At 65.3% G+C, this 25,378-nt stretch carries 19 protein-coding genes; 6 read left to right on the top strand and 13 right to left on the bottom strand.

What is annotated here, in order from left to right; all coding sequences use genetic code 11:
- Nucleotides 1-9 precede the first annotated feature (9 nt).
- The 3 genes from QCE88_RS10460 to QCE88_RS10450 form a co-directional block, all read right to left on the bottom strand.
- Complete coding sequence (locus tag QCE88_RS10460) at nucleotides 10-1,299, bottom strand: EmrA/EmrK family multidrug efflux transporter periplasmic adaptor subunit (protein WP_309901591.1); 1,290 nt, start codon at nucleotides 1,297-1,299, stop codon at nucleotides 10-12.
- A 61-nt stretch (nucleotides 1,300-1,360) separates the two neighbouring features.
- Nucleotides 1,361-2,902: an efflux transporter outer membrane subunit gene (locus QCE88_RS10455; protein ID WP_309901589.1), complete on the bottom strand. Its 1,542-nt coding sequence runs from the start codon at nucleotides 2,900-2,902 to the stop codon at nucleotides 1,361-1,363.
- A 75-nt stretch (nucleotides 2,903-2,977) separates the two neighbouring features.
- Nucleotides 2,978-3,493 carry a MarR family transcriptional regulator gene (locus QCE88_RS10450; protein ID WP_309901587.1) on the bottom strand — a complete coding sequence of 172 codons (516 nt, stop codon included), beginning with the start codon at nucleotides 3,491-3,493 and terminating at the stop codon, nucleotides 2,978-2,980.
- Between the two features lie 335 nt (nucleotides 3,494-3,828).
- On the opposite strand from QCE88_RS10450, the gene typA reads away from it, so the two are divergent.
- Complete coding sequence (typA, locus tag QCE88_RS10445) at nucleotides 3,829-5,655, top strand: translational GTPase TypA (RefSeq protein WP_309901585.1); 1,827 nt, start codon at nucleotides 3,829-3,831, stop codon at nucleotides 5,653-5,655.
- A gap of 131 nt (nucleotides 5,656-5,786) precedes the next feature.
- Here the strand turns inward: typA and QCE88_RS10440 are convergent, their stop codons facing one another.
- Nucleotides 5,787-6,329: a hypothetical protein gene (locus QCE88_RS10440; RefSeq protein ID WP_309901583.1), complete on the bottom strand. Its 543-nt coding sequence runs from the start codon at nucleotides 6,327-6,329 to the stop codon at nucleotides 5,787-5,789.
- Nucleotides 6,330-6,757: 428 nt separating this feature from the next.
- Here QCE88_RS10440 and QCE88_RS10435 point away from each other — a divergent pair, with 428 nt between their 5' ends.
- The 5 genes from QCE88_RS10435 to QCE88_RS10415 all read left to right on the top strand — a co-directional run bounded on the left by QCE88_RS10435 (nucleotide 6,758) and on the right by QCE88_RS10415 (nucleotide 14,265).
- Nucleotides 6,758-9,622, top strand: coding sequence for a 2-oxoglutarate dehydrogenase E1 component (locus QCE88_RS10435; protein ID WP_309901581.1), 2,865 nt, complete (start codon nucleotides 6,758-6,760; stop codon nucleotides 9,620-9,622).
- An 84-nt stretch (nucleotides 9,623-9,706) separates the two neighbouring features.
- A complete protein-coding gene (gene odhB / locus QCE88_RS10430) occupies nucleotides 9,707-11,011 on the top strand; it encodes a 2-oxoglutarate dehydrogenase complex dihydrolipoyllysine-residue succinyltransferase (RefSeq protein ID WP_309901579.1) in 1,305 nt (434 codons plus the stop codon).
- Between the two features lie 90 nt (nucleotides 11,012-11,101).
- The gene (lpdA, locus tag QCE88_RS10425; protein ID WP_309901577.1) at nucleotides 11,102-12,532 is read left to right on the top strand and encodes a dihydrolipoyl dehydrogenase; all 1,431 of its coding nucleotides are present in this window, start codon (nucleotides 11,102-11,104) and stop codon (nucleotides 12,530-12,532) included.
- Nucleotides 12,533-12,636: 104 nt separating this feature from the next.
- Nucleotides 12,637-13,734, top strand: a complete 1,098-nt coding sequence (zapE, locus tag QCE88_RS10420) for a cell division protein ZapE (protein ID WP_309901575.1) — start codon at nucleotides 12,637-12,639, stop codon at nucleotides 13,732-13,734.
- A 141-nt stretch (nucleotides 13,735-13,875) separates the two neighbouring features.
- The gene (locus tag QCE88_RS10415) at nucleotides 13,876-14,265 is read left to right on the top strand and encodes a transposase (RefSeq protein WP_309901573.1); all 390 of its coding nucleotides are present in this window, start codon (nucleotides 13,876-13,878) and stop codon (nucleotides 14,263-14,265) included.
- Between the two features lie 88 nt (nucleotides 14,266-14,353).
- Here QCE88_RS10415 and QCE88_RS10410 read toward each other — a convergent pair whose 3' ends face one another.
- The 9 genes from QCE88_RS10410 to QCE88_RS10370 form a co-directional block, all read right to left on the bottom strand.
- Nucleotides 14,354-14,791, bottom strand: coding sequence for a DUF2147 domain-containing protein (locus QCE88_RS10410; RefSeq protein WP_309903506.1), 438 nt, complete (start codon nucleotides 14,789-14,791; stop codon nucleotides 14,354-14,356).
- A 180-nt stretch (nucleotides 14,792-14,971) separates the two neighbouring features.
- Nucleotides 14,972-15,760, bottom strand: coding sequence for a 5'/3'-nucleotidase SurE (gene surE, locus QCE88_RS10405; RefSeq protein ID WP_309901571.1), 789 nt, complete (start codon nucleotides 15,758-15,760; stop codon nucleotides 14,972-14,974).
- A gap of 91 nt (nucleotides 15,761-15,851) precedes the next feature.
- Nucleotides 15,852-16,094 (bottom strand): hypothetical protein, encoded by a 243-nt coding sequence (locus tag QCE88_RS10400; RefSeq protein WP_309901569.1) that lies wholly within the window; start codon nucleotides 16,092-16,094, stop codon nucleotides 15,852-15,854.
- Nucleotides 16,095-16,303: 209 nt separating this feature from the next.
- Nucleotides 16,304-17,227 (bottom strand): DUF1571 domain-containing protein, encoded by a 924-nt coding sequence (locus QCE88_RS10395; RefSeq protein WP_309901567.1) that lies wholly within the window; start codon nucleotides 17,225-17,227, stop codon nucleotides 16,304-16,306.
- 15 nt (nucleotides 17,228-17,242) lie between these two features.
- Nucleotides 17,243-18,997 (bottom strand): AMP-binding protein, encoded by a 1,755-nt coding sequence (locus tag QCE88_RS10390; RefSeq protein WP_309901565.1) that lies wholly within the window; start codon nucleotides 18,995-18,997, stop codon nucleotides 17,243-17,245.
- A gap of 66 nt (nucleotides 18,998-19,063) precedes the next feature.
- Nucleotides 19,064-20,359: an acetyl-CoA C-acetyltransferase gene (locus QCE88_RS10385; protein ID WP_309901563.1), complete on the bottom strand. Its 1,296-nt coding sequence runs from the start codon at nucleotides 20,357-20,359 to the stop codon at nucleotides 19,064-19,066.
- Nucleotides 20,356-21,246 carry a MaoC/PaaZ C-terminal domain-containing protein gene (locus tag QCE88_RS10380; protein WP_309901561.1) on the bottom strand — a complete coding sequence of 297 codons (891 nt, stop codon included), beginning with the start codon at nucleotides 21,244-21,246 and terminating at the stop codon, nucleotides 20,356-20,358. Before QCE88_RS10380 ends, QCE88_RS10385 begins: the two co-directional genes overlap by 4 nt.
- Nucleotides 21,247-21,260: 14 nt before the next feature.
- On the bottom strand, nucleotides 21,261-22,709 hold the full coding sequence (locus tag QCE88_RS10375; protein ID WP_309901559.1) for a 3-oxoacyl-ACP reductase: 1,449 nt from the start codon (nucleotides 22,707-22,709) through the stop codon (nucleotides 21,261-21,263).
- A 66-nt stretch (nucleotides 22,710-22,775) separates the two neighbouring features.
- On the bottom strand, nucleotides 22,776-25,280 hold the full coding sequence (locus QCE88_RS10370; protein WP_309901557.1) for an acyl-CoA dehydrogenase: 2,505 nt from the start codon (nucleotides 25,278-25,280) through the stop codon (nucleotides 22,776-22,778).
- Nucleotides 25,281-25,378 lie beyond the last annotated feature (98 nt).

The raw sequence follows: 25,378 nt of genomic DNA, 5'->3' as shown, positions 1-25,378 counted from the left end.
CGTGCCCGCTTACATCAGCTTCTTGGTGGCCGAGGCGGACTGGGTCGCCTTGCCGCGCGGCTTGATCGACGAGGTCGACGAAGTCGAAGACGTCGATGACGCCGCGCCCTGCGAACCCGTGCCCGTACCCGTACCCGCGTTCTGCTGGATGATGCGCGCGATTTCCTGGTCCGCTTCCGCGCCGTACTTGTCGAACACGTTGGTCTGGTAGACCGTGTTCTGCGCGTTGCCGAGCTGGCCGCCCTGGTCGTTCTTGATGGTCACGTCGACGTCCATCGACAGGCCGATGCGCAGCGGATGCTGCTCCAGTTCCTTCGGGTCGAGTTCGATACGCACCGGCAGGCGCTGCACGACCTTGATCCAGTTACCCGTCGCGTTCTGCGCGGGCAGCAGCGAGAACGCCGAGCCCGTGCCGGCCGAGAAGCCGACTACCTTGCCATGGAACACGACGCCCGAACCGTACAGGTCGGCCGTGAGTTCGACCGGCTGGCCGATACGCATGTGCTTCAGCTGCACTTCCTTGAAGTTCGCGTCGACCCACACGGCGTTCAGCGGGACGATGGCCATCAGCGGATTGCCCGGCGAGACGCGCTGGCCGACCTGCACCGAACGCTTCGCCACATAGCCCGTCACCGGCGCCGGCAGCGTGTTGCGCGCGAAGTTGATGTACGCGTCGCGCACCTTGGCGGCGGAGGCCAGCACGTTCGGATGATCGGCGATGGTCGTGTTCGCGGTCAGCGAGCGGTTCGACGCCAGTTCCTGCTGGGCGGCATCGAGCGAAGCCTGTGCGCCGCGCACGGCGTCGCGCGCGTGGGAGATCTCTTCCTGCGACACGGCGCCGGTCTGCGCGACCATCATGCGGCGCTTCAGGTCGTCCTGTGCGCGCTGGAGGTCCGAGCGGCGCAGCGCGATCTGCGCTTCGTACTGGTTGTTGTTGACGAAGAAGGTGCGGACCTGGCGCACGGTCTGCGCGAGGTTGGCCTCGGCCTGATCGAGCGCGACCTTCGAATCCGCCGGATCGAGCGCGACCAGCGGATCGCCGATCTTCACGGTCTGCGTGTCGTCTGCATTCACGGAGATGACCGTGCCCACGACCTGCGGCGTGATCTGCACGACATTGCCGTTCACATAGGCGTCGTCGGTGCTCTCGTGGAAGCGCGCGACGAGGAAGTAGTACAGCCCGTACGCGACGGCCGCGATGATGATGACGAGCACGATCAGCGTCATCAGCCGGCGGCGCTTGCCGTTGCCCGCTTTCTGCGCGGGCGCGGCCGCGGCGTTTTGTTGAGGGTCGCTCATGAAATGACTCCGAGTATTCCTGTTATGTCCTGATGCGTATTCGATGTGCTTGACTTGGCGCTTACTGCGCCGGCGCCGTGGCCTGATTTGTCGCCTGATTGGCCGCCTGCTGCTGGCCGCTGCCGTCGATCGCGAGATTGCTGCTGGTGGCGTCGAAGCCGCCACCCAGCGACTTGATCAGCGCGATCTGCAAATCGGTGCGCTTCAGGCGCAGATTGGTCACGGTCTGCTCGTTGGCGAGCCGGTTCGAGTCGGCGTTCAGCACCTGCAACTGCGGCGAGAGGCCCGCCTTGTAGCGGATCACGGCGAGCTGGTAGGCGCTCTCAGCAGCCGTGAGTGCGCGCTGCGCGTCGGCCGTCTGCTTGTTGAGCGAACGGATGGCCGAGAGGGTGGTGGCCACGTCGTTCATCGCGTTGATCAGCGTCTGGTTGTAGTTCGCGACATCGCCCTCGAAGTCGGCGTAACGGCCCTTCAACTGGGCGCGCAGCGCGCCGGCGTCGAAGATCGGCAGATGCACCGCCGGCCCCGCCTGGATCTGGCGGCTGCTCGATTGCAGGAAGCGGCCCCAGCCGAACGCATCGAAGCCGAAGCCCGCCGCGAGGTTGATGTCCGGGAAGAACTCGGCCTTCGCTTCCTTGATGTTGTGCGTCGCGGCTTCCACCTGCCAGCGCGCGGCGACGATGTCCGGACGGCGCGCGACGAGATCGGCGGGCACGTTGTCGGGCACGGTCACGTCCACTTTCGGATCGAGCGCGGGTTTCGCGATCTGCAGGCCGCGGTCCGGACCCTTTCCGAGCAGCGCGGCGATCTGATAGCGCACCGATTCGATCTGGCCGTCCAGTTCGGAGAGGTTCGTCTGGCTCGTTGCCACGTTGCCTTCCGCGGTGCGGCGCTCGACGTTCGTATCGATGCCGGCCGCGACGCGCCCGTCCGTGATGCGTCCGACATCCTGGCGATTGGCGATCTCGCGCGCGGCGACGTCGCGCAGCGCGTAGAGCAGCGCGAGCTGGTTATAAGTCCGCGCCACCGACGCCGCGAGCGTCACGCGCGCCTGCTGCATGTCGGCTTCGGCGGCCTTCTGCTGCGAGACGGCCTGATTCAGCCGTGCGCGGTTCTTGCCCCACAGGTCGAGATCCCACGACGCGCTCGCCAGCACGTTGTTCTCGCTGAACCACGTGCCGCCGTAGGGCGGCGGGAAGAGGGCATTGCCCGAATAGAGTTCGCGGGTCCACGAATAGGAGCCGTTGACCTTCGGATACAGCGCCGAGCGCGAGCTTTCGATGTACGACGAAGCCTTGGCGAGGCGCGACTGGGCCTGCGCGATGGTCGGGCTGTCGGCGAGCGCTTCGTCGATCAGCTGCGGCAGTTGCGGATCGCCGAACTGCTTGGCCCAGTCGAGCGTCGGCCACTGGCCGCCCTGGCCGGGCACGCTCTGGGTCGCTGCGAAGTTGTCGGGCGTGGCGACGGTCTTGTCGCTGGAAATGCCGGCGTAGTTCGCGCAGCCCGCCACCACGAAGGCGGCCGCAGCGGCCGCGGCTGCGCCTCTGGCGCGGCTGAGCGGCCGGGCTCCGGAGCGAAGCGCGGACAAGGAGAGGTGTTTCATTTCCCGTCTCTCGAGATGAACATCAATAATGGACATTGCAATCAGTTTGCGGACTGGCGCTCGGCGATTTGCTTGTCATCGCAAGGAACTGCTGGCTCGGTCGGTGGCGCAGGCCAGCCCGGCTACCGACGGATCGCACGAGTTCGCGAGGATGCGCCGGAGCATGCTTTTGAGGAAGCCTGCTTCCTCGGGCGTGAAGCCGGTGAGCAGGTGATCGAGCACGCGCGTGAAAATGGCCGGAACGCGTTCGGCGGTGGCCTGGCCTTCGTCGGTCAGCGCGAGCCGCACGACGCGCCGGTCCTCCTCGCTACGCACGCGCGACAGCAATCCGCGCTTCTCCAGCCGGTCGATCAGGCGCGTGACCGCGCTGGCGTCGATGCCGTATTCACGGGCGATATCGGCGGCCGTCACGCACTTGCCGACCGCCAGCATGAAGAGGATGCTGGCCTGCGTGCTGGTAATGCCGAGTTCGGAGGTGGTGTGCTGCGTGACCATGTTTCCCATGGTCGAGCGCACGCGGCCGATCAGATACCCGACGCTCTCGTTGAGCACGTATTCGCTGATCGGCGTGGCTTTCGGGGCGTCGCTCATGACAAAACTGGGTGCGCTTGCAATAGTTGACTAGGCAGGATTATAAGTAAGCGTCTGCTGTGCTGCAAGAATGTTTTTCGGAAAATGCTTAAGGAGCCGGGAGGGCTTGCAGTGCAGGGCGGGAGAATGGAATTCGAGTGGAAGCGTCCCGGGTTGCGTCCTATTGCGAGAGAACGACATTTGTGCGTGCTATAATTTACGGTTCTCACCGCGCCGAGCCCGCGAAGTCATGCTTGCATGACGGTTCTTGAGGGGCTGCCGGGCCAGGAAATCTCGCCTATCCCTTGAACGGGATTCGGGATTCGCTCGACGGCGCACAACCAAGATACCTCTATATGACTCGCGCCCTCCGCAATATCGCCATCATTGCCCACGTCGACCACGGCAAGACTACGCTCGTCGACCAGCTGCTCCGCCAGTCGGGCACGTTCCGTGAAAACCAGCAGGTCGCCGAACGGGTCATGGACTCGAACGACATCGAAAAGGAACGCGGCATCACGATTCTGGCCAAGAATTGCGCCGTCGAATACGAAGGCACGCACATCAATATCGTCGACACGCCGGGACACGCGGACTTCGGCGGTGAAGTGGAGCGCGTGCTGTCGATGGTCGATTCCGTGCTGCTGCTGGTCGACGCCGTCGAAGGCCCGATGCCCCAGACGCGTTTCGTCACGAAGAAGGCGCTTGCGCTCGGCCTGAAGCCGATCGTCGTGATCAACAAGGTGGACCGTCCGGGCGCGCGTATCGACTGGGTGATCAACCAGACGTTCGACCTGTTCGACAAGCTCGGCGCCACTGAAGAACAGCTCGACTTCCCGATCGTCTACGCGTCGGGCCTGAACGGCTACGCTGGCCTCGATCCCGCAGTGCGCGAAGGCACGATGCGTCCGCTGTTCGAAGCCATTCTCGAGCACGTTCCCGTTCGTCCGGCCGATCCGGACGGTCCGCTGCAACTCCAGATCACCTCGCTCGACTACAACTCGTACGTGGGCCGTATCGGCGTGGGCCGCGTGGCGCGCGGCCGTATCCGCCCCGGCATGCAGGTGGCCGTGCGTTCGGGTCCGGACGGCGCGATCCTGAACCGCAAGATCAACCAGGTGCTCTCGTTCCACGGCCTCGAGCGCGTGCAGGTCGAGGAAGCGCAGGCCGGCGACATCGTGCTGATCAACGGCATCGAGGAAATCGGCATTGGCGTGACCATCTGCTCGCCGGAACAGCCCGACGCGCTGCCGATGATCACCGTCGACGAACCCACGCTGACGATGAACTTCCTCGTGAATTCGTCGCCGCTCGCGGGCAAGGAAGGCAAGTTCGTGACGAGCCGCCAGATTCGCGACCGTCTGACGAAGGAACTGAATCACAACGTCGCGCTGCGCGTGAAGGACACCGGCGACGAAACCACGTTCGAAGTCTCGGGTCGCGGCGAACTGCACCTGACGATTCTGGTCGAGAACATGCGCCGTGAAGGCTATGAGCTCGCGGTGTCGCGTCCGCGCGTGGTGCTGCAGGAAATCGACGGCGTGAAGTGCGAGCCGTATGAAAACCTGACGGTGGATATCGAAGACCAGCATCAGGGCGGCGTGATGGAAGAGCTGGGCCGTCGCAAGGGCGAAATGCTCGACATGACGTCCGACGGCCGCGGCCGCACGCGTCTCGAGTACAAGATCTCGGCACGCGGCCTGATCGGCTTCCAGAGCGAATTCCTGACGCTCACGCGCGGCACGGGCCTGATGAGCCACACGTTCGACTCCTACGCGCCCGTCAAGGAAGGCTCGGTGGGCGAGCGCCGCAACGGCGTGCTGATTTCGCAGGACGACGGCGCGGCCGTCGCCTATGCGCTGTGGAAGCTGCAGGATCGCGGCCGCATGTTCGTGTCGCCGGGCGATGCGCTGTATGAAGGCATGATCATCGGCATCCACAGCCGCGACAACGACCTCGTCGTGAACCCGATCAAGGGCAAGCAGCTGACCAACGTGCGCGCCTCGGGCACCGACGAAGCCGTGCGCCTCGTGCCGCCTATTTCGATGTCGCTGGAATACGCGGTCGAGTTCATCGACGACGACGAACTGGTCGAAGTCACGCCGCAAAACATCCGTCTGCGCAAGCGTCATCTGAAGGAACACGAGCGTCGCCGCGCGAGCCGCGAAGCCAACGCTGAGTAACAAGACGCGCGTCGCGGCTGCGGCGCGTGGCGAATCATGAAACCCGGCGGTGCGTCATGCACCGCCGGGTTTTTTTGTCGCAGGCTCGAGGCGCTTGCGGTCGCTTCGCTGCCGAGCCGTCGCGCGGCGGGTTATTTCACCGGATCGGCAAGTCCGGCAAGGGGCTGGAGAACGGTTTGCAGGACATGTTGGCCGAAGTTCGCCACATCATGGAGCGCTGCTGCCAACGGTCCCTCGGTGTGCTGCTCAGCGGGAGCCTGCGTCTCCGCGGTCTGCGGCTGGGTGATCTGCGGCTGAACGACCTGTGGCTGGATCATCTGCGGCTGGATGACCTGCGGTTGGAAGACTTGCGGCGATACGAACTGCGGTTGTCCGCCCTGTGCCGCGACAATCTGCCCGGCCCGTTCCACTGCGGCGTCCCGCATCTGCGCCGCCTGATCGGGATCGTTCATCATCGACGAGAACCCGTCCGTGCCCGAGTCCGAACCGTAATAAGCAGTCGGCGGTGTTGTGACCGATGCGGTGGTCGACGTCGAATAGTTGCTGCCGTTGCCGGCGGACGACGACTGTGAGCTGCTCGACCGGGTGGTCACGACCGGCGGCACCAGAGACGCACCCGTCACGGCAGGCAAAGACTGGGACGAAGCATTTGAAAAATCGAAGCTGGATAGCATATTTACTCCTGAAGCACATGGCGTGCGTGGGTTGCGATCCGGATGCGTCAGAGCCGGGAATGCCCGGCCCGTGCCGCGTTCCGACCCGTCGCGACAGAGTTCGCTCGGGTAGTTCAGTGTGCAAAGCCTGGGGTCGGTCACGGTGTCATTCCGATATCGCGTCACGCGCGTCCAGCATGCGTCGAAACCGGCGGCGAGCAACGGCAAAGTGCCGCTTGCAAACCCGGTCATCGGCATGGGACAAGCGTTTGCGGGCTTCCTGAACTTCAGAGCAATGGTGTTCTGTGCTATGCTTATCAGATTAGCTAGTGCTATTAGGTCCTTCCAAGCAGACTTGATTCGCGCAATCCGCTAAACGGTCAGGCCGTGGCGCGGAAGGTTTTGTAACCCGCACTTCCTCGAGAAACTCGAAGAAAGGTGAGCGTAAAATGATGAAGCAATTCCAGTCGAACTCTTATCTGTTCGGCGGCAATGCTCCGTACGTCGAAGAGTTGTACGAGCAATATCTCGATAATCCTGCGTCAGTGCCCGAGACCTGGCGCGCCTATTTCGACGCGTTGCAAAACGTGCCCGCTTCTGACGGCACGGCACACAACGACGTGGCTCACGGCCCCATCGTCGAATCGTTCGCCCAGCGCGCGAAGGCCAATGCCTTCCTGCCGCGCGAGAGCGCCAGCACCGGGGATCTCACCACTGCACGCAAGCAGGTCTACGTCCAGTCGCTCATTGGCGCCTATCGTTTCCTCGGTTCGCAGTGGGCCAATCTCGACCCGCTCAAGCGCCGCGAGCGTCCCGCCATTCCCGAACTCGAACCCGGTTTCTACGACTTCACTGAAGCCGACATGGACCAGGTGTTCAACGCGACCAACCTGTACTTCGGTTTCGAGCAAGCCTCGCTGCGCGACATCGTCAAGGCGTTGCGCGACACGTACTGCGGCACGATCGGCGCCGAGTACATGTACATCAGCGATCCGGAACAGAAGCGCTGGTGGAAGGAAAAGCTGGAGTCGATCCGCTCCACGCCGGACTTCTCGAACGACAAGAAGAAGCACATCCTGAATCGCCTGACGGCCGCCGAAGGCCTCGAGCGCTTCCTGCACACGAAGTACGTCGGCCAGAAGCGCTTCTCGCTGGAAGGCGGCGAGAGCTTTATCGCGTCGATGGACGAAGTCGTGCGTCACGGCGGCAAGAGCGGCGTGCAGGAAATCGTCATTGCCATGGCTCACCGCGGCCGTCTGAACGTGCTGGTCAATACGCTCGGCAAGATGCCGGCGGACCTGTTCGCCGAATTCGAAGGCAAGCACGTCGATGACCTGCCGGCCGGCGACGTGAAGTACCACAAGGGCTTCTCGTCGGACGTGTCGACCGAAGGCGGCCCGGTTCACCTGTCGCTCGCATTCAATCCGTCGCACCTTGAAATCGTGAACCCGGTGGTCGAAGGTTCGGCCAAGGCGCGGATGGATCGCCGCGGCGACGAAGAAGGCCTGCAAGTGCTGCCGGTGCAAGTGCACGGCGACGCCGCATTCGCTGGCCAGGGCGTCGTGATGGAAACGCTGAACCTCGCGCAGACGCGCGGCTACGGCACGCACGGCACGCTGCATATCGTCATCAACAATCAGATCGGCTTCACGACGTCGGACCCGCGCGATGCGCGCTCCACGCTGTATTGCTCGGACGTGGTCAAGATGATCGAAGCGCCGGTGCTGCACGTGAACGGCGACGATCCGGAAGCGGTCGTGCTGGCTACGCAGCTGGCCATCGACTTCCGCATGAAGTTCCACAAGGACGTGGTCGTCGACATCATCTGCTTCCGCAAGCTGGGTCACAACGAGCAGGACACGCCGGCGGTCACGCAGCCGCTGATGTACAAGACCATCGCGAAGCATCCGGGCACGCGCGCCGTCTACGCCGAGAAGCTGGTGCAGCAAGGCGTCATCACGGCAGCGGACGCGGACACCTTCATCAAGGAATACCGCCAGGCGATGGACGAAGGCCATCACACGGTGGATCCGGTGCTCTCGAACTACAAGAGCAAGTATGCGGTCGACTGGGTGCCGTTCCTGAACCGCAAGTGGACCGACGCAGCCGACACCGCCGTGCCGCTCGCCGAACTCAAGCGTCTGGCCGAGCGCATCACGACGATTCCGGAAAACTTCAAGGTTCACCCGCTGGTCGAGCGCGTCATCAACGACCGCCGCGCCATGGGTCTCGGCGAAGCCAAGCTCGACTGGGGCATGGGCGAGCATCTCGCGTTCGCGTCGCTGGTGGCTTCGGGCTATGCCGTGCGTCTGACGGGCCAGGACTCGGGCCGCGGCACGTTCACGCACCGTCACGCGGTGCTGCACGACCAGAACCGTGAGCGCTGGAACGACGGCACCTACATTCCGCTGCAAAACATCGCGGAAGGCCAGGCCAAGTTCAATGTGATCGACTCCGTGCTGTCCGAAGAAGCGGTGCTCGGCTTCGAGTACGGCTATTCGACCGCCGAACCGAACACGTTCGTCGCGTGGGAAGCGCAGTTCGGCGACTTCGTGAACGGCGCGCAGGTCGTGATCGACCAGTTCATCTCGTCGGGCGAAGTGAAGTGGGGCCGTGTCTCCGGCCTCACGATGCTGCTGCCGCACGGCTATGAAGGCCAGGGTCCGGAGCACTCGTCGGCGCGTATCGAGCGTTTCCTGCAACTGTGCGCGGACCACAACATGCAAGTGGTCCAGCCCACGACGCCGGCGCAGATCTTCCACTTGCTGCGTCGCCAGATGATCCGCCTGTTCCGCAAGCCGCTGATCATCGCCACGCCGAAGTCGCTGCTGCGTCACAAGGAAGCGGTGTCGGACCTGTCGGAACTGGCGAAGGGTTCGTTCCAGCCGGTCATCGGCGAAGTGGACGAGAGCATCGAGCCGAAGAAGGTCAAGCGCGTGATCTGCTGCTCGGGCCGCGTGTATTACGACATCGTCGCGCATCGCCGTGAAGCGAAGTCGAACGACGTCGCAATCGTCCGGATCGAGCAGCTGTATCCGTTCGCGCACAAGCAGTTCGACGCGGAAATCAAGAAGTACGAGAACGCAACGGAAGTCGTGTGGGTGCAGGACGAGCCGCAGAACCAGGGCGCCTGGTTCTACATCGAGCACCATCTGCGCGAAGGCATGCGCGACGGCATGAAGCTCGCCTATAGCGGCCGTCCGGCTTCGGCCTCGCCCGCGGTCGGCTACTACGCGAAGCACTACGAGCAGCAGAAGGCGCTCGTGGAAGGCGCGTTTGGCCGCCTGAAGGGCGCGCAGATCGTCGCGAAGTAAGCATCGCTTGAAGGAACCGGCAGAGCGCACGCTCGCCGGTTCTTCGCTCGAACACACACGAACACGCATCAGGACAATACAGAAATGGCTATCGTAGAAGTCAAGGTTCCCCAGCTTTCCGAGTCGGTCTCGGAAGCCACCATGCTGCAGTGGAAGAAGAAGCCGGGCGAGGCTGTCGCCCAGGACGAAATCCTCATCGAAATCGAAACCGACAAGGTCGTGCTCGAAGTGCCCGCGCCCTCGGCCGGCGTGCTCGCGCAAGTCATCAAGCATGACGGCGATATCGTCACCGCCGACGAAATCATCGCGAAGATCGACACCGAAGCGAAGGCCGGCGAAGCACCCGCCGCCGCCGCTGCCGGCGACGCCGAAGTGAAGCCCGCGCCGCAAGCCGAACCGGCTGCCGCCGCAGCATCGGCTCCGGCTGCTGCGGCGAGCGCATCGACGGGCGGCGCTACATCGCCGGCCGCGACCAAGATCCTGGCCGAGAAGGGCGTGTCGGCGGATCAGGTGTCAGGCTCGGGCCGCGACGGCCGCATCACCAAGGGCGACGCACTCGCTGCTTCGGCATCGGCACCGGCACCGGCACCGGCAGCGAAGGCAGCCCCGGCCGCCGCTCCCGCTAAGGCCGCGAAGCCGGCGCTGCCGCAAGTCAGCGCACCGGGCTCGGCCGACCAGTGGCTCAAGGACCGTCCGGAACAGCGCGTGCCGATGTCGCGTCTGCGCGCGCGTATCGCCGAGCGTCTGCTCGAGTCGCAGCAGACCAACGCCATCCTGACGACGTTCAACGAAGTCAACATGGCGCCGGTCATGGACCTGCGCAACAAGTACAAGGACCGCTTCGAGAAGGAACACGGTGTGAAGCTCGGCTTCATGTCGTTCTTCGTGAAGGCCGCCGTGCACGCGCTGAAAAAGTTCCCGCTCGTGAACGCGTCGATCGACGGTAACGACATCGTCTATCACGGCTACTTCGACATCGGTATCGCGGTCGGTTCGCCGCGCGGCCTGGTGGTGCCCATCCTGCGCAACGCAGACCAGATGAGCCTCGCCGACATCGAGAAGAAGATCGCCGAATTCGGTCAGAAGGCGAAGGACGGCAAGCTGTCCATCGAGGAAATGACGGGCGGCACGTTCTCCATCTCGAACGGCGGCGTGTTCGGCTCCATGCTCTCGACGCCGATCATCAACCCGCCGCAGTCAGCCATTCTTGGCGTGCACGCGACGAAGGAACGCGCGGTCGTGGAGAACGGCCAGATCGTCATCCGTCCGATGAACTACCTCGCCATGTCGTACGACCACCGCATCATCGACGGCCGCGAAGCCGTGCTGTCGCTGGTCGCGATGAAGGACGCGCTGGAAGATCCGGCCCGTCTGCTGCTGGACCTGTAAGAACCCAGTGCCTTCGGGCGCGCGCGATAGGCTCGCGCGCGCCTTCTGGAAGGCGTCTCCGCAAGAGCGGAGTCACGATCAAGGAAAGTCATGTCCAAGGAATTTGATGTCGTCGTGATCGGCGCGGGCCCGGGCGGCTATATCGCGGCGATTCGCGCAGCGCAGCTCGGCAAGACGGTTGCGTGTATCGAGAAGTGGAAGAACCCGGCGGGCGCATTGAAGCTCGGCGGCACCTGCCTGAACGTGGGCTGCATTCCGTCGAAGGCACTGCTCGCTTCGTCGGAAGAGTTCGAGAACACGTCGAAGCATCTGGCCGATCACGGCATCACCGTGTCGGACGTGAAGCTCGATGTATCGAAGATGCTGGCCCGCAAGGACGGCATCGTCGAGAAGATGACCAAGGGCATCGAATTCCTGTTCCGCAAGAACAAGATCACCTGGCTCAAGGGCCATGGCAAGTTCACCGGCAAGACTGACGCCGGCGTGCAGATCGAAGTATCGGGCGAAGGCGAGACGGAAGTCGTCACGGCCAAGAACGTGATCATCGCGACGGGTTCGAAGGCGCGTCATCTGCCGAACATCCCGGTCGACAACAAGATCGTCGCCGACAACGAAGGCGCGCTGTCGTTCGACGCCGTGCCGAAGAAGCTCGCCGTGATCGGCGCGGGCGTGATCGGTCTGGAGCTCGGCTCGGTGTGGCGCCGTCTGGGCGCGGACGTGACGGTGCTCGAAGCACTGCCGCAGTTCCTCGGCGCAGCGGACGAAGCGCTCGCGAAGGAAGCCGCGAAGCAGTTCAAGAAGCAGGGTCTGGAGATTCACCTCGGCGTGAAGATCGGCGAAGTGAAGACCTCGGACGCGGGCGTGTCGATCGCCTACACGGACAACGCCGGCAATGCGCAGACGCTGGAAGCGGATCGCCTGATCGTGTCGATCGGCCGCGTGCCGAATACCGACAACCTCGGTCTGGAATCCATCGGCCTGAAGGCCAACGAACGTGGCTTCATCGACGTGGACGATCATTGCGCGACCAGCGTGCCGGGCGTCTACGCGATCGGTGACGTGGTGCGCGGCCCGATGCTCGCGCACAAGGCGGAAGACGAAGGCGTGGCGGTGGCGGAGATCATCGACGGTCAGAAGCCGCATATCGACTACAACTGCGTGCCGTGGGTCATCTACACGGAACCGGAAATTGCGTGGGTCGGCAAGACGGAACAGCAACTCAAGGCCGAAGGCCGCGAGATCAAGACCGGCCAGTTCCCGATGATGGCCAATGGCCGCGCGCTGGGTATCGGCAAGGCCGAAGGCTTCGTCAAGATGATCGCGGACGCGAAGACCGACGAAATCCTCGGCGTGCACGTGATTGCGGCGGACGCATCGGACCTGATCGCGGAAGCGGTCGTGGCGATGGAGTTCAAGGCAGCGTCGGAAGACATCGGCCGGATTTGCCATCCGCATCCGTCGCTGTCGGAAGTGATGCGTGAAGCGGCGCTCGCCGTCGACAAGCGCGCGCTGAACATGTAAGAAGCTCGGCTTCGGGCAATACGCAAGGCATCGCAACGAAGGCGAGCGGCTCACACCGCTCGCCTTCGTCACTTTCAACGTCATCGAAGCACAGACGCGGCATCATGAACGTCACCGAATACTACGAAAACGAACTGCGCACGCGGGGTTATCAATCGGACGAGGCCCAGCTCGCGGCGGTCGCGCGTCTGCAGCGCTGCTATGACGAGTGGGTCGCCTACAAGGCGCGCCGCTCGAACGCGTTGAAGAAGTTCCTGGTGCGCCCGGAGTTGCCGCGCGGCGCGTATCTGTGGGGCGGCGTCGGGCGCGGCAAGAGCTTCCTGATGGACAGCTTCTACGCGGTCGTGCCGGTGCAGCGCAAGACGCGCCTGCACTTTCACGAGTTCATGCGCGAGGTGCATCGTCAGCTCGAAGAGCTGAAAGGCCAGGCCGATCCGCTCGACGAAGTTGCAAAACGCATTGCGAAGCGCTATCGGCTGATCTGCTTCGACGAGTTCCACGTCTCCGACATCGCCGACGCGATGATCCTCTATCGCCTGCTGGACCGCCTGTTCAAGGCGGGCGTGCAGTTCGTGATGACGTCCAACTACGAGCCGGACACGCTGTACCCGGAAGGGCTGCACCGCGACCGCCTGTTGCCGGCTATCGAGTTGCTCAAGGAGCATCTCGACGTGCTCAATGTCGATGCCGGCACCGACTATCGCAAGCGCACGCTGTCGCAGGTGAAGGCGTATCACACGCCGCTCGGCGCGGCGGCGAGCGAGGCGTTGCGCGCCGATTTCGCGAAGCTCGCGGCGGTGCCCGACGAAAGCCCGATCCTGCACATCGAGAAGCGCGAGATCAAGGCGCTGCGTCGCGCGGATGGCGTCGTCTGGTTCGACTTCGCGACGTTGTGCGGCGGTCCGCGCTCGCAGAACGACTATCTCGAACTGGCGAACCGGTTTCATGCCGTGATCCTGTCCGACGTTCCGCAGATGAGCCCGCGCATGGCCTCGGAAGCACGCCGTTTCACCTGGCTCATCGACGTGTTCTATGACCACAAGGTCAAGCTGCTGATGTCCGCCGCGGTCGCTGCGGAGGAGTTGTACGTCGAAGGACCGATGGCGAATGAATTCGCACGTACCGTTTCGCGGATCGTTGAAATGCAGTCGAAGGAATACCTCGAAGCGCCACGCCGGGTCGCGGATATTACATTTAATTAATAAGAGAACAGGGGAAGGGCGACCGTCCAAACGGCGTAAGGCTAAAGAGCATTTTCAAGATTCAGATCACTCTGATGTGCGGGCTGGCAGGGACTCGGTATTGTCGAATCCGGTTATCAGTCAGCGATTGGAGAGATGAACGTGAAGCCCTACCGCGATATGTCCGACGACGAATGGCAGATGGTGGCGCCACTGCTTCCCGAACTACGGCCGCGCTCGGAGTTGCGCGGCCGGCCGCTCGCCAACACGCGCGCGGTGCTCAATGGCGTGTTGTGGGTGATGTACAGCGGCGCGTCGTGGTCCACGTTGCCGCGCAAGTACCCGTCGTATCAGACGTGTCACCGGCGTTTCAAGGCCTGGTATGAATCGGGCGTGTTGTTGCGCGTGATGACGCAGTTGTTCGGGCCATCGGGTGAATCGCTGTACACGCTGATGATGTCGCGCATGCGCGTGCCGGCGGAATTCGAACATACGGCGCCGTGTGCGCTTGAAGAAGTGCAGGCCGAAGTGGCGGAACGTCAGGCGGCTTGAGATTGCAGGGCGCGCACGAGGCTCGCGAAGGACGCCACGCCGTTCGAGGATGACTCTCCTGGCATGGCCCGTTGCATGGCCCGATGACTCAAGGTTGCCGCAGCCAGGTCTGCGAACGCCCGAGCAGCGACACGCCGATGAACCCGCGTACCACGAGTTTCTGGCCGTTGTCGTCGAGCTTCATCTTGCACTTGTACAGCTTGCCGCTATCCGGGTCGAGGATGTGTCCGCCGTCCCAGGTGTCGCCGTCCTGACGCATGCCGGTGATGATCGTCATGCCCTTGACGAGTTGATCGTGGCGCTCGTCGGTGCAGGCGGTGCAACGCTTGTCCGGCTGATCGAACTCGCCGATGCCGCGCACCACCTTGCCGGACAACTGGCCGTTGCCTTCGTCGACAATCTGGATGATCGCCTTCGGCTTGCCGCTTTGATCGTCGATGGTCTGCCAGGTGCCGACCGGCGTGGCGTTCTGTGCGAACGCGCTCGCGGCCAGCATCGCGCAGAGTACGCCGAGCATGGGACGCATGCCGCGCGGACCGATGAAACGGGTCATGTTGCCTCCTTGTTCTGATTGTGATCGTGACCTGTGACCTTGTCGCCATGCGTCCGCCCGCGCCACGCACGCCGCCGGACCGGCTCAGCATAAAGCAAACCGGACGGCGGATTCGAGAGGAAAGGTTCTAGTGGTGCGCGCGCTTGCCGTGCGTCAGGCCGTGCGCGTGAGTCCCGCCTGAAGCGTGGCGAAGGTGCGCTCGTCGGTGCGGTCGAAGTGCAGCGGCGTCACCGAGACCCGTCCTGAGTTCACGACCGCCGTCTCGCTATCGGGCGAATTCGGACGCGGGCCGCGCTGGAAGCGCAGCCAGTGATAGTCGATGCCGCGCGGATCCACCTCCGCGACCACGTCGATGCCTTCGACCAGCCCCACGCCCTGGCGCGTGACCGTGAGTGGTCCGGCGGCGGAGGCATCGCAGTCGGGGAAGTTGACGTTCAGGCACGTGGGCGCGTCGTGCGAGATCTGCAACAGTTGACGGATCACGCCGGGCGCAAGCATGCGCGCCGTGTCCCAGCGGACGTTGTCGCGATCGCGAAAGGTCTGGCTGAGCGCAATGGAAGGCAAGCCGAGCAGCAAGCCTGTCATCGCGGCGCCTACGGTGCCGGAAAACATCGTCTCTACGCCGAGGTTCGCGCCGCGATTGATGCCGGACAGCACGAGCGTGGGCGGCGCGTCCTTCATGAGGTGGCGCGCGGCCATCACGACACAGTCGCCGGGCGTGCCCTGCACGCCGAAGCGCCGCTCGCTGCGGCGTGACACGCGCAGCGGCGAATGCAGGCTGATGGAGTGCGAGGTGCCGCTCTGATCGTGTTCCGGCGCGACCACCCAGACCTCGTGCCCGAGTTCGGACGCAACGGCTTCGAGGACGGCCAGTCCGGGGGCATCGATGCCGTCGTCGTTGGTGATGAGCACGCGTTGCAAGATGGGCGAAGAGGCGGACATCGCGAATCACTCCTGGTCGATGGTGAAAGGGATCGACCGATTATTGCAGAGTTCGCATGACGGGGCGTCCGCCTTCCCCGACACCACCGGCTTACTTGACGCCGAGACCCCGCAGGACGGCATTGCCGTTTTCGGTCAGGCGCACCTTGGGACCGCTCGCGTCCGGCGACACGATCTCCACATAGCCATATTCCTGCAGCGAGGCAACGTCGGGCGTGGCCGCCATGACGTCGATGGGCGCGTGCAGCAGCAGGAGCAGCGTGGCGATTTCGTGATGGCTGAGGAGCCGCTTGATGGCTCGCACGGGAGCCGAAGCCGGACGGATGAAGTTCATTGTATTTCCTCAAGTGTGCATGACGATGTGCGGCGCCCCGGACCCGGCTGTGCCGGGGTGATGCGCCTGCTGTGATGTCGATGGAATGCGCGCAGGTTATCGGCCGACACTTAGGCGAGACTTAAAAATCGCGCGCCACGACCGCCGCAGTTGTTACATTGAATGTCACGTCTCATGCAGGCATTGCACCGGTTGCACAACCGTCGCGTTCAGAAGCGATAGTCGGGGTTTTTCGGGTCGAACGTAAGGTCGTCGAACGGCATGGACTCAACGCGCTCGAACACCACGCTTTCAAAGATTTCGCCGTCGTTGTCGAACGATTCGAGCGAGCGGAAGAACGGGCGTTCGAGATCGAGGCCGAGCACTTCCTTCTTCGCATAGAACGCTGGCTGGCCGGTCGGCGTCTCGTAGGTGAGCGCCACCACGCGCACGCCGCGCACGGTCTTCACGTCAATATCCGCCGGCTGCGTAATGCCTGCTTCCGCGAATCGCTGTCCCTCATCGATGAAACGCCGGGTGATCGCCTCGACGCCCAACTCGCGGATCGAATGATTCGACTGTGAGCGCGCCAGCGCCCCGTTGACCGACGTCCAGATCGGCAGCACGCCCAGGAAGCCGCCCAGATGGCCGTAGAGCTGGTTGGGGCGCTTCGAGTCGTCGTAGATGATTTCCTGGCCCGCGTGCGCGCCATCGGGCAGCCAGCGCGCATAGATGCGCAGCGGTTCGCGCGTGACCCGCACGAGCATGTGATCGGCACGCTTCGGCCACGCGCCCTTGATGCGTTCGCGCCGCACCATCGTGAACTCGTAGGACGCGAATGCACTCAAGCCTTGTTCGAGATAGCGCGGCAGCGCACCCGGATCGAGCGCGCGGAACAGCGCGACGAGCTGGGCATCGTCGAGCCTCGTGAGTGTGCCGCTCGACGCTGCTTGCGCAAGCCATTGCGCCTGGCCGGCGGCGTCGAGATTCGCCGGCAGCACGGCGGCGGCGGTCGCGGTCGCAGTCGCGGAGGCAACGGGCGGCGCGTCAGGCGTCTGGGCGCATGCGAGCGCGCTGGCGAAGATCGCATACGCCTGAAGCGCGGCGCAGGCGTTTCGCAAGCTCGAAGCGCCACGGCGTCGCGTGTGCGGCATCAAGTTCTCCGGTGATCAATCCTGTGGGTTCGGCGTACCGGTAGCCCCGTCTTCCCGCAGTTCGCGCCGCAGCACCTTGCCGATGGTCGTCTGCGGCAGCGCGTCGCGGAACTCGACGAAGGCAGGCACCTTATAGCCGGTCAGGTGTAAACGGGCGAACCTCACCAGTTCTTCCACCGTCAGCGATGCATCGCGCTTCACGACGAACACCTTGACGCGTTCGCCCGTCACCGGGTCCGGCACACCGACCGCCGCCACCGCGCGCACTTTCGGATGCGCTGCAAGGACGTCCTCGATCTCGTTGGGATACACGTTGAAGCCCGACACAATCATCATGTCCTTCTTGCGGTCGATGAGCCGGATGAAGCCGCGCGCATCCATCACGCCGATATCGCCGGTGGCGAGCCAGCCGTCGGCGTCGATGACTTTCGCGGTGTCTTCCGGCCGGTTCCAGTAGCCTTTCATCACCTGCGGGCCGTGCACGCAGAGTTCGCCCGGTTCATCGACCGCTGCCCACGCGCCGTTTTCGCGACGCAGACGCACCAGCGTGGACGCCACCGGCAGCCCGATGGTGCCGTCGAATGCATGCGTGCCGTGTGCATCGACTGGCGTGGCGCAGACGAGCGGCGCGCATTCGGTCAGGCCATAACCTTCGATGAGCGTCTGTCCCGTCAGTTCCTTGAAACGCGTGGCCACGGTGCGCTGCGTCGCCATGCCGCCTGCCATCGCGAGCTTGAGCGACGAGAAGTCGCGCCGCCGAAAGTCCTCGTGGTCCAGCAGCGCGCTGTAGAGCGTATTGAGCGCGGTAATGGCCGTGAAGTCCTCGTGCCGCAGCGCGCGCATCAGTGCATGGAGGTCGCGCGGGTTGACGATCAGCACGTTGCGCGCGCCGATCGCGAGGAAGGTCAGCGCATTCACCGTCAGCGAATAGATGTGATAGAGCGGCAAGGGCGTGACGACGATCTCGCGTTCATCCACGAGCCGGCTGCGCGCCCAGCCGAGCGCCTGCAACAGGTTGGCGAGCACGTTGCGATGCGTGAGCATCGCGCCCTTCGCGGTGCCGGTGGTGCCGCCCGTGTACTGGATGAACGCGATATCGCCGAGACCCACGCGCACGGGCTCGAAGCGGCGCCGCGCGCCGCGTGCGAGTGCGTGGGGCAGGCGCACGGCATCGGGCAGCGCGTAGGCGGGCACCTGTTTCCTGACATGCCGGATCAGCAGGTCGAGCACGCGGCCCTTGAGATTGAGGCCACCGCCGAGCAGGTCGCCGATGCTGGTCACGACGACGTTGCGCACCCGCGTGCCCGGCTGCGCGTCCTGCACGGTCTTTGCGAAGTTCTCGAACACGACGACCGTCTGCGCGCCGCTGTCCTTCAGTTGATGACCGAGCTCGCGCACGGTGTAGAGCGGATTGACGTTGACGACGATCGCGCCCGCGAGCAGCGTGCCGAAGAGCGTGACGGGATAGGCGAGGGTGTTGGGCATCATCAGCGCGACGCGATCGCCGGGCTTGACGCCGATGTCTTGCAGATACGACGCGAACGCATGCGCGTGTGCGCCGAGAGTCGTGAAGCTCATCTCGGAGCCGAGACTCACAAAGGCGATGTGATCGCGAAAGCGCGCGACGCAGTCGTCGAAGAAATGCGCGAGCGAGCGATAGCGTTCGGGATCGATCTCGCGCGCCACGTCCGGCGGATACGACGCGTACCAGATGCCGTCCGTCGCGTGCGGCTCGAACGCCGCGCGCGGCCCTGCGTGTCCCGGGCTCATGCGTGTCTCCGTGAGCGCAACTGATCCGCCGCGCCTTTTATTTTTACTGCTCCTGCCGCCTGCGGCTCAACGTTCCAGTATCGCCACGATGCCCTGGCCGCCCGCCGCGCAGATCGAGATCAGGCCGCGCCGCGGTTGGCCGTCGGCACGCGCCGGCGCGTGGGCGAGCATCTTCGCGAGCGTGCCCACGATGCGTCCGCCCGTCGCCGCGAACGGATGGCCGGTGGCGAGCGAGCTGCCGTTCACGTTGAGACGCTCGCGCGCGATCGCGCCAAGCGGACCGTCCAGGCCCAGCGCGGTGCGGCAGTATTCATCGTCTTCCCATGCGGCGAGCGTGCACAGGACCTGCGCGGCGAAGGCTTCGTGAATCTCGTAGAAGTCGAAGTCCTGCAAGCTGAGGCCCGCGCGCGCCAGCATTGTCGGCACCGCGTAGGCGGGCGCCATCAGCAGGCCTTCGCGCTTGTCGAAGAAATCGACGGCCGCCGTCGCCGAGAAACTCAGGAACGCCAGCACCGGCAGCCCACGTTCGGCGGCCCATTGCTCGGACGCGAGCAGCACCGCGGAGGCGCCGTCGGTGAGCGGCGTCGAATTGCCCGCGGTCAGCGTGCCGGCGTCGCGGTCGAAGACGGGCTTCAGTTGCGCGAGCCGCTCGGACGACAGGTCGGGACGCAGCGTGTTGTCCTGCGTGAGACCCTTGTAGGGCGTCATCAGGTCGTTGAAGAACCCGCGCGCATAGGCGGCGGCCAGTTTCATGTGGCTTTCCAGCGCGAGCGCGTCCTGGGCCTCGCGCGAGATCTTCCAGCGCTTGGCCATCAGCTCGCAGTGCTCGCCCATCGAGAGGCCGGTGCGCGGCTCCGCGTTGCGCGGCAATTGCGGCTTGAGGAACATGCCGGGCCGGAGCTTCGCGAGTGCGCCGAGGCGCTGTCCCGCCGAGCGTCCGCGATGCGCTTCGAGCAGGATCCGCCGCATCCGTTCGTTCACGGCGATGGGCGCGTCGGAGGCCGTATCGACGCCGCCCGCGATACCCATCTCGATCTGCCCGAGCGCAATCTTGTTGGCGACCAGAATCGCCGTTTCGAGGCCGGTGCCGCAGGCCTGCTGCACGTCGTAGGCGGGCGTCTCGCGCGCGAGCGTGGTCGAGAGCGCGGCCTCGCGCGTCAGGTTGAAGTCGCGCGAATGCTTGACGACCGCGCCGGCCGCGACTTCGCCTGCGCGCATGCCGTGCAGGTCGAAGCGATCGACGAGCCCTTGCAGCGCGAAGCTCAGCATGTCCTGATTCGACGCCTGCGCGTACGCCGTGTTCGCGCGTGCAAACGGAATCCGGTTGCTGCCGATGATCGCGACACGGCGCACGGCATTCATGGCAGTTCCCATTCGAAATGGCCGCGCAGATGCGGAACGTCGCCCGCGATATCGCGCACTTCGAAATCGCGCGCGACGGGCGAGGGTGCCGCACTCCACAACGTCGCTTCGCCGGGAAGATACAGCGGCGTCTTGAAATCGCCGTGCGCGTGGCCGGCGGCCAGCGTCTTGACCGGATGCAGCGCCGCGAGCGTGCGCGCCAGCGTCCACATGCCGTGAGCGATCGCGCGCGGAAAGCCGAACGCCTTCGCCGTGAGCATGTGCAGATGGATCGGATTGAAATCGCCGGACGCCTTGGCGTAATCGCGGCCGAGCTGCGGCGGCAGTTGCCAGCGCGCCTCGCGGGCGAGCAACGGGCGGGCGACTGCCTCGACCGCATCCGGCGCGCTCGCGCTGCGCACGCCGCGCTTCAGGTAGACGCTGTCGCCATCCCAGACCGCTTCGCCGCGCCGGAAAATGCGCGTGTGCAGCGTGAAGGCCTGACCTTTCTGATGCGGCATCAGCGGCCCGCACTCGACCTCGATGCGCAACGCCTGTCCCGCCATCAGCGGACGGCGCAGATGCACGCGGTTCGAGAGATGCACGACGCCGAGCGCGGACCACGGAAACGACGGATCGGTCAGCATCATCAGATGCAGCGGGAATGCCAGCACGTGCGGAAAGGTGAGCGGCACGCCCTGCTCGGGGATGAAGCCGCAGACGCGCGCATAACGGCCGATGGCCTCGGGATCCAGTTTGACGTCGGGCCGCACGAGCCTGATTGCGGGCAGTTGCGGCGCGTGGCTGCGCCGGAACAGCGCGGGCAACGCGCGGCCGTAGAGTCGGGCGGGCGGCGGCAAGGTCTCGACGACGACAGTGCGGGCGCGCGGCAGGGTCGGTGCGTGCATGGCGGGCTGGCTCCTCACGCGCCGATCAGGCTCTGACCGCATACCCGCACCACGTTCCCCGTGATGCCCGCGCTGCCCGGGCTCGCGAGCCACGCGACGGTCTCGGCGACATCGACGGGCAGGCCGCCCTGGCCCATCGAGTTGAGCCGCCGTCCCGCCTCGCGTACACCGATGGGCATGCGCGCGGTCATGTGCGTTTCGATGAAGCCCGGCGCGACCGCGTTGATCGTGATGCCGCGCGCGCGCAGGTGCGGCGCCAGCGCATGCACGCGGCCGATCACGCCGGCTTTCGAGGTTGCGTAGTTGGTTTGGCCGCGATTGCCCGCGATGCCGCTGATCGACGACACCGCGACAATCCGCCCGCCGGACTGCAATACGTTCCCGGCGAGCAGCGCCTCGTCGATGCGCGCCTGCGCCAGCAAGTTGATGTCGATCACGCTGTCCCACAGTTCCGCGCTCATGCGCGCGATGGTCTTGTCGCGCGTGATGCCCGCGTTGTGCACGACGATGTCGATGCCGCCCGCTGCCCGCAGTGCGGCGGCGATCGCCCCGGGCGCCTCGGGCGCGGCGATGTCCGCGATGAGCGCCGCATGCGCGCCGCCCGAAGGCGACGCGTCCTCGATCGACAGCATGGTCTGGTCGAGTGCGTCGCGGGCAGCCTCGACATCGAGCCCGGTGACGATTGCGCCGTGCTGGGCCAGCACGGCCGCGATCGCCGCGCCGATGCCGCGCGCCGCGCCCGTCACCAGCGCGCGCCGGCCCGCGAGCGGCTTGCTCCAGTCGACAGGCGCGGCAGACGGCGTGGACGATGCTTCGAGCGTGAGCACCTGTCCCGATACATAGGCGGAGCGCGGCGAGAGAAAGAAACGCAGCGCGGCGTCCAGGTCCGCGCCCTCGGCGACACGCAGCAGGTTCGACGTGATGCCGTTGCGCGCTTCCTTGCCGAGCGAACGGACCAGACCTTCCAGCGCGTGCTGTGCGGTGGCCGCGGCGACGCTCGCGCGGGTGGCCGGCGGCCGCCCCAGCACGACGATGCGTCCGCTTCCTGCAAGCGAGCGCAGCGCGTCGTGAAAGAAGGCATACAGCGTATGAAGTTCTCCGCTGTCGTCGATGCCGGTCGCGTCGAAGATCAAGGCATGCACGCGGTCATCCGTGCGGGCATCGTCGTGCGCGCCGCTCGCGCGCGGCTCGAAGCGCCCGCTCATCGCGCCGTGACGCGCGGCAACCGGCAGCCAGCCGGCGGCGCTGGCATGCGCGACGCCCGTCATGCCGAGCGCGGCGAGCACGTTCATCAACGCGTCGAAGAGAGCCGGCGACGGGCCCGCGCCGATCGCGGCGAGGCCGTGGAACTCGGGCTCGCCGGGACGCAGGCGGCGCAGCATGGCGGGACGCGGAAGCCCGAGCGAGCGGGCAATGCTCATGCCGAAAGGCGAATTGACGAAGTCGAGGTAGCGGTCTTTCATCGATTGGCGTTCGGTCGTCGGGCGGCGCGGAGGCGGTTTCCGGAGGCACCGGGCACGGGCCGCAGTTCAGGCGATCGTCTCGGGCGCCTGCTGTTCGAGCGCCGCGCTACGCTTTTGCAATGCTTCGAGGATACCGAAGTCTGAGGAAAAATCATCGACTTTCACCGCTTCGCGTGTGTGGCCCGCCCACTCGGCCAGCAGCGTCCGCTCGCCCGCATCGATGAGACCGCGCGCCTCGGCAGTCCGCGCCCAGGCCTCGACGGCGTCCGGGCTTTGCGGCAACGGCGCAATCTGTCCGGCTTTCACGGCGTCGCGCAGGCGGGTTTCGAGGGCGGCGACAGCGGGCGTCAGCGCCAGCAGCTTTTCGCCGCGCGCGATCGGATCGTTCTCGTTCGCCGAAACGTGCGCGCCCGCGACCAGCCGTTCGCGCGCCTCGCCCGGTGTTTGCAGCAGGCGCGCGACTTCGTTGCCGAGGGCATCGGCGCAAGGTCCGTGCGGCAGGCCGAACGGAAAGGCGAGCGCGCGCAGCAACCCGGCCGCGCTGCGCCTGGGGTAGTTGGCAAGCAGGCCGTCGAACGCCATGCACGCCTGATGCAGCGCGTCTTCCACGCCCCAGCGCACCAGCGGCAAGTCGCTTTCCGGGCGGCCCTCGTCCTCGAAACGCTTGAGCGTCGCGGAGACGAGATACAGCTGGGAGAGAATGTCGCCCAGCCGCGCGGACAGACGCTCGCGCCGCTTCAGTTCGCCGCCCAGCACGAGCATGGAGACATCGGCACACAGCGCGAAGGCCGTCGACAGCCGGGTCGCCACGCGATAGTACGGCGCGAGACGCGCATCGGCACGCGCCGGCCGGCGCATCAGCGCGCCGCCGCCGAATGCGTACACGAGACTGCGCAGCGCATTGGACGCCAGGAAGCTCGCGTGACCGAAGAAGGCGTCGTCGAAGGCGCGCAGCGCGCGTGCATGATCGGCGTCGCGCGCCGCGGCCATTTCCTTGAGCACGTAGGGATGGCAGCGGATTGCGCCCTGGCCGAAGATGATCAGGCAGCGCGTCAGGATGTTCGCGCCTTCGACGGTGATCGAGATCGGCATCTGCTGGTAGGCGCGGGCCAGGAAGTTCGATGGCCCCATGCAGATGCCTTTGCCCGCGACGACGTCCATGCCGTCGTTGATGACCTTGCGGGCGCGTTCGGTGATGTGATATTTCGCGATCGCGGAGATGACCGACGGCTTCTCGCCGAGATCCACCGCCTGCGCCGAGAGCCGGCGCGCCGCGTCCATCACGTAGAGATTGCCGCCCATGCGGCCGAGCGCTTCCTGAATGCCCTCGAAGCGTCCGACCGGCGTGCGGAACTGGCGCCGCGCCGCGGCGTACGCGCCGGTGCCGCGCACCGCGAGCTTGGCCATGCCGACATTCGACGACGGCAACGAGATCGCCCGGCCTGCGGCGAGGCACTCCATCAGCATGCGCCAGCCCCGGCCCACTTGCGCGCGTCCGCCGATGACCCAGTCGAGCGGGATGAAGACGTCGGTGCCCCAGTTCGGGCCGTTCTGGAAGACCGCGTTCAACGGCCAGTGGCGCCGGCCGATATGCACGCCCGGATGACGCGTCGGGATCAACGCGCAGGTGATGCCGGGCGCGTCGTCGGGGCCGAGCAGATGCTCCGGGTCGAGCGCGCGGAACGCGAGGCCGAGCACGGTGGCGATCGGGCCGAGCGTGATGTAGCGCTTGTTCCAGGTGACGCGAAAACCGAGCGTCTCACGTCCCTCGTGCAGCCCGCGGCACACGATGCCGACATCGGGGATCGCGGCTGCATCGGAGCCGGCATAGGGACTCGTCAGCGCGAAGCAGGGAATCTCGTCGCCGCGCGCGAGCCGCGGCAGGTAGTGATTTTTCTGTTCCTCGGTGCCGTAGTGCAGCAGGAGCTCGGCCGGGCCGAGCGAGTTCGGGACCATCACGGAGACGGCGGCCGCTGATGAATGCGTCGACAACTTCATGATGACCTGCGAATGCGCATACGCCGAGAAGGCCTTTCCGCCATAGCGCTTCGGAATGATCATGCCGAGGAAGCCTTGCTCCTTCACGTAACGCCATGCCTGCGGAGACAGATCCTGCCAGACCGCAGTGGTGTCCCAGTCGTTGGCGAGTTCGCACAGATGCGCGCATTCGTTGTCGATGAAGCTGCGTTCCTCCGGCGTCAGCGTCGGCGCGCCGTGCGCGAGCAACGCATCCCAATGCGGGCGTCCGGAGAACAGCTCGGCGTCCCACCAGACCGTACCGGCCTCGATGGCGTCGCGTTCGGTCGAGGACATCTCCGGCAGGATGCGCCGGAACAGGGCGAACACGCGCCGGCTGAGCAGCGCGCGGCGCAACGGCCGGATTGCCAGTAGCAGCGCGGGAAGCACGAAGACGATGCTGAACAGACCTGCCGTTGTTGGTCCCGTCACGCCGGTCAATGGGCCTGCGCCGACCCACAGCGCAAGTGCCGCGAGCCACGCGGGCGCCGGTGCCCGATTGAACGCCAGCACGCCGGCAAGCAGCAGGAAGACGACCACGTACAAAGCCAGCATCACGGCCTCCGGGACCCGAAGCCTCAGGTGCGAGGCTGTCCATGTCCCATGGAAGAGCACGTCACGTGCCGACCGTCTTGATGTGTGCCTCTAAACAG

Source organism: Caballeronia sp. LZ035 (assembly GCF_031451175.1).
In the GTDB taxonomy this organism is placed as follows: Bacteria; Pseudomonadota; Gammaproteobacteria; order Burkholderiales; family Burkholderiaceae; genus Caballeronia.
This window is presented reverse-complemented; position numbering and strand designations above follow the sequence as displayed.